This window comes from uncultured Draconibacterium sp. (assembly GCF_913060805.1).
GTDB lineage: Bacteria > Bacteroidota > Bacteroidia > Bacteroidales > Prolixibacteraceae > Draconibacterium.
The window spans coordinates 68171-81880 of record NZ_CAJXTC010000005.1 but is presented as its reverse complement, the minus strand read 5'-3'; the positions used below and the strand labels follow the sequence as shown (position 1 = coordinate 81880).

General features: G+C 43.4%; 11 protein-coding genes. All 11 read right to left on the bottom strand.

The features are described from left to right. Positions 1–12: 12 nt before the first annotated feature. Positions 13–1116 carry an alpha/beta hydrolase-fold protein gene (locus tag QZ576_RS04530; protein WP_297094521.1) on the bottom strand — a complete coding sequence of 368 codons (1104 nt, stop codon included), beginning with the start codon at positions 1114–1116 and terminating at the stop codon, positions 13–15. A gap of 20 nt (positions 1117–1136) precedes the next feature. After that, positions 1137–2315 (bottom strand): esterase, encoded by a 1179-nt coding sequence (locus QZ576_RS04525; protein WP_297094519.1) that lies wholly within the window; start codon positions 2313–2315, stop codon positions 1137–1139. Positions 2316–2336: 21 nt separating this feature from the next. Continuing rightward, positions 2337–3545, bottom strand: coding sequence for an esterase (locus QZ576_RS04520; RefSeq protein WP_297094517.1), 1209 nt, complete (start codon positions 3543–3545; stop codon positions 2337–2339). A gap of 35 nt (positions 3546–3580) precedes the next feature. Beyond that, positions 3581–5293 carry a phospholipase gene (locus tag QZ576_RS04515; RefSeq protein WP_297094515.1) on the bottom strand — a complete coding sequence of 571 codons (1713 nt, stop codon included), beginning with the start codon at positions 5291–5293 and terminating at the stop codon, positions 3581–3583. A gap of 94 nt (positions 5294–5387) precedes the next feature. Beyond that, complete coding sequence (locus QZ576_RS04510) at positions 5388–6557, bottom strand: esterase family protein (protein ID WP_297094513.1); 1170 nt, start codon at positions 6555–6557, stop codon at positions 5388–5390. 133 nt (positions 6558–6690) lie between these two features. Continuing rightward, entirely contained in the window at positions 6691–7902 is a 1212-nt protein-coding gene (locus QZ576_RS04505) for an esterase (RefSeq protein WP_297094511.1), read from the bottom strand. Positions 7903–7928: 26 nt separating this feature from the next. After that, the gene (locus tag QZ576_RS04500; protein ID WP_297094509.1) at positions 7929–9068 is read right to left on the bottom strand and encodes an esterase; all 1140 of its coding nucleotides are present in this window, start codon (positions 9066–9068) and stop codon (positions 7929–7931) included. A 176-nt stretch (positions 9069–9244) separates the two neighbouring features. After that, positions 9245–10438, bottom strand: coding sequence for an esterase family protein (locus QZ576_RS04495; protein WP_297094507.1), 1194 nt, complete (start codon positions 10436–10438; stop codon positions 9245–9247). Between the two features lie 17 nt (positions 10439–10455). Next, positions 10456–11460 (bottom strand): amidohydrolase family protein, encoded by a 1005-nt coding sequence (locus QZ576_RS04490; protein WP_297094505.1) that lies wholly within the window; start codon positions 11458–11460, stop codon positions 10456–10458. 51 nt (positions 11461–11511) lie between these two features. After that, a complete protein-coding gene (locus QZ576_RS04485) occupies positions 11512–12375 on the bottom strand; it encodes an alpha/beta hydrolase-fold protein (protein WP_297094502.1) in 864 nt (287 codons plus the stop codon). 70 nt (positions 12376–12445) lie between these two features. Next, positions 12446–13642: an esterase gene (locus QZ576_RS04480; protein ID WP_297094501.1), complete on the bottom strand. Its 1197-nt coding sequence runs from the start codon at positions 13640–13642 to the stop codon at positions 12446–12448. Positions 13643–13710 lie beyond the last annotated feature (68 nt).

Genomic DNA, 13710 nt, shown 5'->3' with positions numbered 1-13710 from the left:
TGTAGCCTTGTTTTACTTAAATAATACAGGAGCAAAACTATGAAGATCGTTCCGCCAAACCAGCCAACTGTGGCCGCCGGGCATTTCACTGAATTCATAATCAATCCCGTTTTTGTCGAATACCTTCAACATTTCTTTGCCGTTTGCATAAGCTATATCTTCCGGTCCTCCCTGAGTAAATTTCAGGAGTTTTACCGTTTTCTTTAAAGTTGGTGCAATTTCTTTCAGACGTTTGTCACCTGTTTCGTACATTTCCTTATTGTTGGCAAACCAACCCGAGCTCATCACGTTGATGTAAGCAAACAAATCGGGGTGTGCCATAAACGACTCCAACACTTCCAAACCTCCCATTGAAAGGCCGGCCAGCGCACGATGATCGGCATCGGTGTACACATTGTAATTCGATTCGATGTAAGGAATAATGTCGTTTACAAAATCTTTAACGAATAGGTTTACATCAATTCCTCCGTCGGGCATTACAACGATCATTTCCTTGCATTTTCCTTCAGCCAGCAGGTTGTCCATAATAATTCCTGCACGTCCAACTCCCGGCCATGCCAATTCGCTGTCGCCACCACCATGAATCAAATAGAATACCGGCAATTTATTGTTCTTGGCGTTGTAACCCGGAGGTGTCCAAACCTGCATGTTGCGCATTGTTCCGGTAGTTTCCGAGTAATACTGAATAGCAGAAACAGCACCGTGAGGAACATCTTTTCGTACTGCAAAAAACTCGTCCCCACCGTTTGGCAGCACATCAACTAGCGCCGATGTTTTATAGGCATCCGGAGCTTTTGGATCGTAAACTTTCACATTATCGACCACAAAATTGTAACGATAAGTTCCGGCCTTCACATTCGGAACGGTGATTGTCCAAACGCCATTTTCGGCTTTTTCACTTTTCAGGTCTGTCCCCCACGGAACAATATCGCCACCCAAAGTCACTTTTTCCGCGTCGGGAGCATAAATCTGAAATTGAACATCGCCATTTTCCAAAACTTTTGTGGATTGCAAATTATCATTTGGAGTTGGCGTACGATTAAATTGGGCCTGAACGGCCGAAGTAAAAAATACGGCTAAAAAGCCAAGCAGTACTATTGATTTTAAATTCTTCATTTCTATTTATGTAATTCGGTTTATTTAAAAAGACGCGGAGCGTAATCCGACAAATAGGTTCTCCAGTTGGCCCATGTATGACCGCCGCCAGTTTCGTTATACAGGTATTCAAAATTATTATCGTCCAGTTTTTTACGAAGAATTTGAACGCCGTCGTAAACAAAATCCTCAGTACCACAACCAATGTAGAAAAGCTTGTAATTCTTTTTCAAAGTCTCCAGATTTTTATCGTAAGCTGCAATTAACGGCTTCATAATTTCTTCCAGGTTAGGATCGTTTGGATGTAAACCCAGGCTGAACAGTCCCATATATTTAAACATTTCAGGGTTGTTTAACGAGGCGATCTGCGTGTGCAAACATCCCATCGACAAACCGGCAATGGCGCGATTCGAACTGTTTGCAATTACGCGGTAATGATCTTCCACGTAAGGAATTACATCATTTACCAAACTTTCAGGAAATTTTGCAGTAGCAATAATCAGCGGATTATCCGATGGAATAGGCTGCGTTTCGGTAATAGCCGCTTTTTGATTTGGATTTCCGTTGGTCATCACCACAATCATTGGTTTTGCTTTTCCTTCTGCAATCAGGTTGTCGAGAATATAATTTGCACGTCCTAACGAGCTCCATGCATCTTCGTCGCCACCACCACCGTGCAGCAGATATAAAACAGGATATTTTTCCTTGCTGTCTTCGTACCCCGGAGGTGTGTAAACATACATTCTGCGTGTGAGATCCAATGAAGGCGAATCGTACCAAACCTTGTTAATCGAACCGTGAGGAACATCGTTTACCTCAAACACTTCAGAGCCTTCTCCCGGGATAATCAACGTACTTGCATAACGTGTTCCGTCGCGCATCGCTTTTGGATTGCGTGGATCGAGGATACTTACTCCGTCGAGGATCAGGTTGTAATGATACATCGATGGTTCCAACACATCCGTTTTTGCCGACCACACGCCATCATCACCTTTTGTCATTTCGAGGTTTTGGCCAAATCCCATCCAGCTTCCGCTAACGGCAACCGACTGGGCATTTTCAGAATACAAGCGAAAAGTCACACTGTTATCTCCGTTAATCTCGGGAGAAACAACCTGCACACCGCGTCGTTGTTGAATTTCCTGGGCGTTAAGACTAAAGATATTTATCACAAAAATCAGTAAGACTGATAAAACGATTTGTTTATAATTCGGTTTCATGAGTTAAATTTTGAAAGTTTTTTATTTGAATAAACGGGGTGCATAATCTGATAAATAGGTTCTCCAGTTGGCCCAGGTATGTCCGCCGCCGGTTTCGTTATAAACGTATTCGAAGTTGTGCTCATCGAGCTTTTTCCGCAGTGTTTGTACACCTTCGTAGCAGAAATCTTCTGTTCCGCAACCTGTGTAAAACAGTTTGTTATCCATTGTTTCCAGATACTTGTCGTAACCCGGAATCAGGATTTCATTGGAAACGATCTCAAACTGATCGTTAAAGTGAATTCCCAGGCTGAAGCATCCAATGTATTCAAAGAATCCGGGATTGGTCATAGTGGTGATCTGCGTTTGCATCGATCCCATCGACAGACCTGCGATTGCACGATTTTCGCTGTTGGCAATTACTCGGAAATGTTTTTCTACGTAAGGAATTACATCATTCACCAAACTGTTGGGGAATTTTGTAACACGGTCAACAGTTTGTTCACGAGTTTCACCGCCACGAGCCGGGCCACGATCAACAACATTTGTATTTGTTGGCCACTCAGTTACCGACGATGTTTGAAGCTCGTTACCATTAGTCATTACAACCAGCATCGGTTTAGCTTTTCCTGCAGCAATCAGATTGTCGAGAATATTGTTGGCACGACCAAGCGACGACCAGGCTTCCTCATCGCCGCCACCACCGTGAAGCAGGTATAAAACAGGATATTTTTCTTTACTGTCTTCATAACCAGCAGGTGTGTAAACCAACATGCGGCGGTATAAACCGAGTGTTGGTGAATCGTACCAAACTTTATGAATGGTACCGTGCGGCACATCCTGAACTTCAAAAACATCCGATGCTTTTCCGGGAACGATCAAAGTACTGGCGTACCGTGTTCCGTCGCGCAATGCTTTCGGATTTCGTGGATCAAGAATGCTTACACCATCAAGCATAAAATTGTAGTGATACATGGACGGTTCCAAAGCCTTTGTTGTTGCCGACCAAACACCGTCGCTGCCTTTTTTCATTTCAAGGTTTTCGCCCATACCCAGCCAGCTTCCACTAACTGTTACCGAATGAGCGTCTTCAGCATAAAGCCGAAAAGTAACTGTATTGTCGCCTCCAATTTCCGGAGAAACAACCTGCACTCCCCTCCGCTGCTGTATTTCCTGCGCCTGAACAGCTGACATTAAGAAGACTCCCAAAGCCAGTACAAGCAGTTGTTTGATTGTAAAATTGTGTTTCATTCTAACTAATTTTCAATTTATTTTAGGTTTAAAATCTATTTCAGTGTTACAACTCCCGATGCTTTTAATTTTGATTTCTCAGCTTCGGGAATTTCCCAATTCTCATCAAAATATCCTTTGCTGATCACGTTATCGGGCGTGTCTTTAAACAGGATAAAATCGGGATATGCATCAAGAGAACTTCCTTTGCCGGAAGATAACCGCATGCCACCGGCCTGTTCGGCTTGTGCTGGTGGAGTCCACCAAGGCAAACCCGAATTCACCACTACATAATGTCCATTCATCGGGTAAATGAAAACCAAACCATACCCTTCCGCATCTTCGTTCAGCTGAACCGGCAGCCGGTCTTCGTATTTTTTTATGATACTGTTTGTTGCGGCAGTGCCAAATAGCACCAGGTTTGATGTTTCGTAATCGCTTTGGCGCACACCGTTGTCGGCAACCATTCTCGGAAAAATCATAATCCGTCCACCAAAAGCGCGCTGATATGCCCAGTCGGATGCATAAGTTGCCAGTGCCATTCTTGCCTGCTGCTCTTCCGGCGAAGGTTCTCCCTGCGTTCCGTACACATAAATATGGTTGTCGGTTAAAGCCTCAGCAAGTGGACCTTCCGCTCCTTTTTGTTTTGAAAATCGGTTTGGAGTGAATTTTTTATTTACCCACTCGCCGTCCTCCATCAAGAACGAAACGGCATCAGGAGATTTCATTGAAAATGTTTTTCCGTCTATAGTTACATTAACTTTTGAAGTTGCATCAAACTGTGGATGTCCTTCAAGATTTAGTGTAAATCCTAAAAGTTCTGAGGTGGTAACTTCGATTTCGTTTTTACCGGTGAATTTAGCAACAATGGAAGTCTGTACTCCCGGTGTAAGTTTGTCGACATTCACCCAGTATGATTTGTTGTATTTGAAAGTGCTGGTTGTAAAACGAACCTCTATAGGAAACAGATTTCGTTCGAACTGACCAAACCAATCAAATATAAATCCTTTGTCGTAAGCATATTCCCAGCTGTTATGGGCAATTCCAGGGTAAATTACATATTCAACATCAACATCGTTTTCTTTGAACATTTTATTCCAAGCATCCGAATTTGACATCAAGCCGTCGCGATCGCCAACAAACAGATGCACGGGAAAATTAAAGGCGTTCATAGCCAGTTTTTCGGTGCCTGCCGGAGGTGCCGGACAAACAGGTGCAATTGCAGCCCACATATCGGGATGATTTAATCCGACCCAAAGTGTTCCGCCGCCGCCCATCGACAAACCGGTGAGATACATGCGGTTTTCATCAATGCGGAATTTACTTTTCACATCGGCCAGCATATCAAAAACATCTTGCTCCGGAATTCCGACATAACCCGCTGTTCCCCGTGCAAATGGAGCGACAACAATATAATCTACCGACTTCAGTTCGGGGTAAAAACGTGTTACTTCTAAATCGTTTTGCGGCGGCACAAAACCGGGCGTTCCAAATTCAGGTCCCTGCAAATTTCCTTTACCAAAAACCCGGCGTAATCCCAAACGATGATTCGACAACGCACCGTGCAAAAATACCACAAGCGGGTATTCTTTGGTCTCATCAAAATTCTCAGGAATATAAAGTGCGTAAGGTTGATTGGACTCATCAACCGAAGAGAAAAAAGTCATATCCTGCGGCCCCGCTTTGTATCGCTGGCCATTTGTAATCTCCGGATTAAATACAATCAAAATTACGAACAGGAGGCTTAGAATAACGTTTACTTTTTTCATCTTTTTAAATTTTAAGGTTTTATAGGTTCAGTGTTAGTTCTCTTAAATATCTTCGTTATGAAAACAACTGGTTTTATCTCCAGTAGTCCTCCATCTAGTTCGTTTTAAAGAGTTTTGGAAGGAACTTGTAGTACAACAAATGTTTCCAGGTGATGAAATCGTGTGCGCCGTCACTACCCACATAAAATTCGTGCTCAATGTTTTTCTCTTCAAATGTTTGGTGCATTAGCGTTTGACGCGATTCCGGAGTCGTTTCATGGGTTCCGGCACCAACAAATAAGTAATCGATTTTGTCGTTGATTTTTGGATCATCGAGTACTCCCGGTTTTATAAGATCAAGTGACTCTGCAGCACTTAAAATTCCGATCGATCCAAAAATATCGAGGTTATTTAAACCGATGATTTGTGCATGGCGTCCGCCCATCGACAAACCGGAAATAGCCCGGTTATGTTTGTCGGCTTTTACGCTGTAATTGGCTTCCACCAGTGGAATTACTTCCTGCAGCATCTCGTCGTTAAATCTTGGAAAACTTATTTCGGTGTGCTTCGGATCCATGCGGTGCACCACCTGGTTATTCGGCATGGCAATGATCATTGGCACTGCAGTTCCGTCAGCGATCATATTGTCCATGATAAAATTCACGCGGCCGGTTAACATCCATGTTGAAGCTTCTTCTCCCGAGCCTCCGAATAAATACAGCACGGGGTATTTTTTCGATTTGTCGTAGCCCGGAGGCGTGTAAACATACATTTCGCGCTGTCCGTTGGTTACATCCGATTTATAAATATGACGTGTTATCGATCCGTGCGGAACATCTTTGGCATCGTACCAGGCCGGTCCGTCGCCATGAACAACCAAAACGCTGTAACCCGGCTGGTTGGCAAATCCAACGTAGGTGTTGGCCGGATCAACAATGCGAACGCCATCCACAACATAGTTGTATTTGTAAATTTCGGGCGTTACCGGCCCAACGGTAGCACTCCATAAACCGTCGGCTCCTTTGGTAAGTTTTATTGGATCGTTACTTTTCAAACCGCGCATTACGGTTCCTGAAACTGTTACTTCCTTTGCTTCAGGAGCTTTCAAACGGAAAGTGACCATGTGATCGTCAGAAACCTCGGGAGAAATTGTATTGGCCATAAACGGTGTCAGGCTACCGCCTGCTCGTTGTGGTGCCCAATCGAGGTTTATATGCGCCTGCTGGGCATTCAATTGAAATACACCAAGCAGGAGAAAAAATAAGATGAGATGTTTATTAAGCATTGTTGTCAAAATTCAGGTTATGTTTCAATAATTTGTTAAAGAAAATCAGCCACGACCGTGCTTCCCCGCAGAACGAGAAAGCCAGATCGTGGCATTCTTTTCATATTTGTCTTGAGAAGTCTTTCAAAGTTTATTATTTAAAAAGCTTTGGCGCAAAAGTATTCAGGTAAATCCGCCAGTTCGACCAGGTATGTCCACCCGGAGTTACAAAAAACGTATGCTCACAACCGGTATCGGTAAGCATTTTGTCGAGATTTTTTGCTGATTCAAAAAGGAAATCAGAGTCGCCACAAGCCAGGAAGTACAATTTGTAGCCTTCCTTGTTTAGTGCCGTAAATTGTTTTTTATAATTATTCATCATTTCTTCCTCATCAACTTCGCTGTTGCCAAAACGCATTCCACCAATTCCCATACTCAATGGGCAGATGTAATCGAAAAATCCGGGATACATCAACGAAGTGGCAATAGTGTGTCCGCCCCCCATTGAAAGACCAGCGATGGCACGCGATTTTGGTTTGGCATCAACGCGGTAAGTTTTTTCAATGAAAGGAACAATGTCTTCCACAATACTTTTTGGGTAATCGTTGCTCATCATTCCTGCGCCAGGACCGTTATTTTCTCTTGGTTTTTCATCAATCATCAACGTGCGTGCAGCATATTGAGTTGGGTTTCCGTTTGGCATTACACAAATCATCGGCTTAGCCAATCCTTTTTCAATCAGGTTGTCCAAAATCTGGCAGGCGCGTCCCATGGTACTCCATGCATCTTCGTCGCCACCGGCACCGTGTAACAGGTAAAGCACCGGATATTTGTCTTTGCTGTCGGCATAACCATAAGGAGTGTATACAAACAAACGACGGGTCATTCCCAATGTAGGCGATTCGTACCAAACCTGGTTAAGGTTACCGCGTTCGTTGGCTTCGAAGTAGTTTTCAGTCAATTCTCCCGGAACCAGCAACACACTCAGATAACGAGTACCGTCTCGTTGCATAAAAATATTGTTGGGATCGTTTACACTTACTCCGTCAACAATAAAACTGTAAGTATAAAGTTCCGGCTCGGGCAGCGGTACGGTTACCGACCACAATCCGTTTTCGCCTTTTACCATATCGATATTTCCCGGCATATCCATAGATCCAAACGGAGTTTCTCTTTTTACAGTTGGCGCAAAACCACCGGTAAGTTTAACATCCTCGGCATAAGGAGCCGAGTAGCGGAATGTAATTCCATCATCTTTGATTTCGGGCGAAACGATCTGTTCGCGGCCCATAAAGTTGCCTATTTCCTGGGCAAATGCACCTGCACAAAGCAGCAGGGCTATTAATGAGATTATATATTTTTTCATCTTTATTAATTGATTGATTTAGAAGTTTATTTAAATAGCAGCGGAGCAAAAGTATTCAGATAAATTCGCCAGTTTGCCCATGTATGACCGCCTTCGGTAACAAAAAATGTATGTTCCATTCCGTTGCGGGTAAGTGCTGCATCCAAATTAACACTGCTTTGGTAGGCAAGGAAATCGTCTTTTCCACAACCAACCCAGTACAATTTGTATCCGGCCTCTTTAATTTTCTGAAGTTGAGGATCGATCACTTCAGGTTCGCCTCTCATTCCTGAACTTAATGGAAGAATGTAGTCGAAAACTCCGGGGTAATTTACAGTAACTGAAGTTGTATGTCCACCACCCATTGAAAGACCGGAAACTGCTCTGGCCTCTGGCTTGGCAATTACGCGGTAATGACCTTCGATGTAAGGAACAATGTCTTTTACCAAACTATTGATATAATCATTGCGAGTTGCTTCGTTGCGGTAATCAAATGGCTTTTCCTCCAACATTTGTGTTCTTGCTGCCTGCTGACCAGGATTTCCGTTTGGCATAACACAGATCATTGGTTTTGCCAGCCCTTTTTCAATCAGGTTATCCAAAATCTGACGGGCACGTCCCATTGTGCTCCACGCATCTTCGTCGCCACCACCACCGTGCAACAAGTATAATACCGGGTAATCTTCGCCACTGGTTTCGTAACCGTACGGCGTGTAAACAAACATGCGGCGGTTGATACCCAATGTTGGTGAGTCGTACCAAACTTTCGAAAGGTTTCCGTGTTCGTTGGCCTCAAAATAATTCTCAGTCAATTCGCCCGGAACAAGTAATACACTTAAGTAGCGGGTACCGTCGCGCTGCATAAATACGTTAAGCGCATCATTCACAACCAAACCGTCTACAATAAAATTGTAGGTATACAATTCAGGCGATGGAGTCGGAACACTCACCGACCAAACGCCGGCAGTGTCTTTCATCATGTTAACAGACGAATTTCGGGCTTCCATCCACGAGCCATAAAGGCGCACCAATTTGGCATCGGGTGCTGAAATACGGAAAGTCACTGTCTCTTCTCCAAATTCAGGAGAGATTACGGGCGCACGTCCCATAAAATTTGCCAATTCCTGAGCGTTGGCGCCCAGTACTACGAGAAAGCAAAATAGTGCAAGGAAAAGTTTTTTCTTCATTTTTTTGTTTATTGGTTTACTTTAAGATTTAATACATATGAAGATCCGGGTATTGGCCGGATCTTCGATCTAACTAAACAGACCATAGCGTGTGTAACACACGGTCGGTTTTATAATTTTCGCCGAACAAGCCGGCATTTTTCATTCAGTAACAAGATTTTAAAGAACTAAAGCGCTTATCGAAATAACTGCGAACCAAATTCAACAAGGTTCATTCGCCAAAGGCTCCAAACATGGGCATAACCCGGTGTTTCAATATTTTCAAATTGAATATTTTTCTCGTCCAGCCAGTCTTTGAATTTGCGTTGCGGATCGATCAAAGGATCTTCGGTACCAATTGCCAGGTACATCAGTTTCATTTTTGAATTCACACCTGAATCCAAACCGGGGAAAACAATATTTTCCACTGCCTCCATATTCAAATCGTTAACTCCGGGAGCCGGCCGTACGTTTGGCCAAATAACAAAGGCACCGCTGAAAGAGCCGATGTAATCGAATTTATCTACATTCGTCAATCCCGCATAAGTTGCTTGTCCGCCTCCCATTGAAAGGCCTGCAATTGCTCGATTTTTTGAATCGGTATAAGTGCGGTAATTACCATCGATAAAAGGAATAATATCCTTCACCAGGCTTTCTTCAAATTTACCGGCATTTTCATCATAGCTCGCCATAAAATTTGTTTTGGGCGAAAGAATATTTTGTGCAGCACTTTGGTTGTAATTTCCGTTGGGCATAACCACGATCATTGGTTTGGTCAGTCCTTTTGCAATTATGTTGTCCATTATATTTTCTGCCGCTCCAACCGACGACCAGGCATCTTCATCGCCCCCCATACCGTGCAACAGATACAAAACCGGGTATTTTTCATTGCTGCCTTCGTAGCCGGCAGGAGTATACACAAACATGCGGCGCTTCATTCCCAACGTGGGTGAATCGTACCAAACTTTTGAAACCGTTCCGTGTGGCACATCCTGCACTTTATACAAGTTCGACTGATCACCCGGCAAAACAAAATAGTTGGTAAAACGACTTCCATCGCGGCAAACTTTTACATTGCTCGGATCGATTGCCGTTACACCATTCACCTGAAATGAATATTGGTAAAAATCCTGTTTCAATGGATCTGTAGTTATTGACCAGATGCCGTCTGCATCTTTGGTCATGCTCTCGCCTGCAAAAGGATTTGCCATCCAGTTGCCGACAAGTTTTACCGAGGTAGCTTCGGGTGCATTAATTTTAAAAGTAACTGTATTGTTTGGCAATATCTCCGGCGAAATAATTACCGGCCCGCGCTGAAACTGGGCACTGGCAATTACCGGAAACAGAGCAAAACAAATGAGTGATAATATCGAGAACTTCAGTTTTTTCATATCCACAGCTAACTCAATTATTTCTGGGCAACCGGCCAGTCAAAATCATTTTTTTCCATACGGAAAAAGCGGGCAGCGTTATTAAACAGAATATCACGTTTCTGATCATCAGATAAAAACTGTGAGTGCTCTATCACGCCCATCGAAGTTTCGATCATTCGTGGCCAGGTCATAAAATCGGTTCCGTACATAATTCGTTTACCAAATCCGGCCTGAACCAATCTTCTGATGTATTCTTTCACATCATCAAGCGGGTAACTCCAGATCATTCCCGAAATATCAACATAAACGTACGCGTTGGCTCCCATTAAAGCCAGCATGTTGTCGATCATCGGATAACCAGCATGCTGAACACAAACTTTCAGTTTTGGATGACGTGCTAGTAAATCTTCCAAAAGGAAAGGATCACCGAGTGATGCACGATAATTTGGATTGTTAATGTTGGTCATTCCGTTACCACCTGTTCCCATGTGAATTCCGGCAGGAATACCCAGCTCTTCAGCAACAGCAAAATAAGGATCGAGCGACATATCGCTTGGCGATTTTCCCTGGTATTGAGGTGCCACTTCCGACATGTATTTATAAAAGCCACTTTCCAGTGAATCGCGGAATTGCTCAACTGTCAGTTGTCCGGGACTGATTCCGGGGATGATCCGACCTTCAGGAACTTCGGCCATCCAGCTGCGGATAACTCCGGGATCGCCAAAACAAACCATTGTCATATTCATATCTTTAATACGGCCTGTAATTTCCATCTTCAACTCTTCGTCGCTGGTTGCAGGTGGAAGCGGATCCAAACAATCAGAATTGATAACATCTCCCATACCGAATTCTTCGTGCGGATCGGCGCCGGGCATATCGCTTAAAAACCACGGGCACAAGGGACCGGAACCGGGTCGAACCTTTGAAACGTGCACGTGCATATCGATAACAGGTTGACGGGTTACTTTTTCGGCACTTTGCCCAAATGCAATGGCACACGAGCCAAGCATTGTTGCGATTAATAAGAATAGGTTTTTCATTTTTTGTTTATTTTTTGGTTTTAGTTTATTTGAATTATAACTCTCTGTTTTTTAATTATCTCGGTAACAGTTACTGATAAAAGGCAGTGCGATGTACAATGCCGAATGCCAGTATTCCCAAGTGTGGCCGCCGTCGCGAACACGCAACTGGTAAGGGATTTGGCGTTTTTGCATCTCTGCAACATATTCCATATTCAATGGAAAAGTAAAATCATCGTCGCCACAATCGATAAACCATTTCAGCGATTTCATTTCATTAACCTTTTCCTCTGATGCATTGGCCAAATAGTTGATACAGTTGTTATTGTCTACCAGTTTTTGCAGCTTTTGCATCGTCTCATCATCCGGATTGATAAACGGCAAATCCATGGCGTACAAATAAGCACTCATGGCATAAGCAGCGCAAAATAACTCGGGATGATGCGAAGCGTAAACAACTGTACCTTGTCCACCCATTGAAAGGCCTGCAATAGCACGGTGTTTTTTATCGGCAATAACACGGTAGTTTGATTCGATGTACGGAATCATTTCCTCGAAAAAATAATCTTCGTAACGCCAATCCGGATTATTGAAATAATTCATGAAAGTTTTCCCTGCTTCAGGGCAAACAATGATCATTTCAACTGCTTCATCTGAGGCGATCAACTGGTTGGCAACAGCAGCAAGATTCCCCTGGGTTGGCCAGTCTTTATGACTTCCACCACCACCATGCAGTAAATACAAAATCGGATATGATTTATCGGTATTTTGTTCGTAACCGGCCGGTAAAAAGATGGAGTATTCACGGTCCTCATTAAGAATTTCGGACGGCATAGTAAGATATTCCACTCTCCCCGCTCCCGGCATTTGAGCCGCTAAACGCGAGCCAACCAAAATCAGCAATACAAGCGGAAACAGTTTTATCAGGTTCTTCATTCGTTTAAGTTTATACAACTGCAACAGCCGCTAATTAACCGACTGTTGCAACTGGATTGAGAAGTAATCGTTATTTAAAAAGCAATGGCAAATATTCCGACAGGTAGATCCGCCAGTTGCGCCAAATATGGCCACCGTCGGTTTCCATGTAGGTATACTCCATGCCAATACTGTCTAATTTTGCTCTGAATTCTTTATTTGCATCGTACAGAAAATCGGTTTTACCAATACCTGTCCAATACAATTTATAGCCGTTTTTCTTTTGTTGTTTCAAGGTTTCATCGATGTTACTGTACACCTTTCCGGTGGCATCTTCGCGTGGCAACAATGCTGCCGAGAACAGCCCTACATAATCGAATGTATTTGGGTAATACCTTGAAATATGCATCGAGTGAAATCCACCCATTGAAAGTCCGGCAATAGCACGGTCGGCTTTATCGGCTTTAACGCGGTAGTTGCTTTCCACAAATTTCAGAATATCCATAAAGTTGGCTTCAAAAGTTCCGTCCATGGTATTCGGAATCATAAATGCAGGCGTTACAAAGTTATCACGACCTTCGCCCGGTGCAGCATCCTGAATTACGTTTCCGTTTGGCATAACCACAATCATTGGCTTTACTTTTCCCTCTGCAATAAGGTTATCCAAAATACGGGTTGCTTTTCCGTGGGCAAACCATGCTTCCTCATCGCCACCGGCACCATGAAGCAAATAAAGCACAGGGTATTTTTCGGTTGAATTTTCGTAACCCGGAGGTGTATAAATTACCGCGCAACGATCCATATTCAATCCCGGCGAATCGTACCAGCGACGAGTTACACTTCCGTGCGGAACATCCTGTACCATGTACAAATCAGCTTTGCCGCCGCCAACAATAAAATAATTGGTGATTGAAGCTATATCTCGGATTACGTATGGATTACTTGGATCGGTAGTTGTAAAACCATCAATTACAAACGAATAATCGTACAATTCTGATTCTAACGGCTCGGAAGTAAATGACCACACGCCTTTTTCATCTTTTGTCATTTCCGCTTTTCCCGGAGCTTCCATTTCTCCCATCGGAGATTGCACTTTTTCTGTTGGAAGAAAATCGCCGGTTACCAATACTTTTTCGGCATTGGGAGCAAGTACGCGAAAAGTAACCGAGTTATCGGCATTAATTTCAGGTGAAACAATCGGTTGTCCTCCGAACAGGGCTTGTTGTGCATACGATGAAACACAGGTAAAAATAAACACCAGCACAAGCAAATTAAATCGTTTTTTCATGTTTTGTTTTTTAAAAAATTGGTCAATCAAGACATTTTTGTTTTTGGAATAGTTCTTTTGACTCAAAA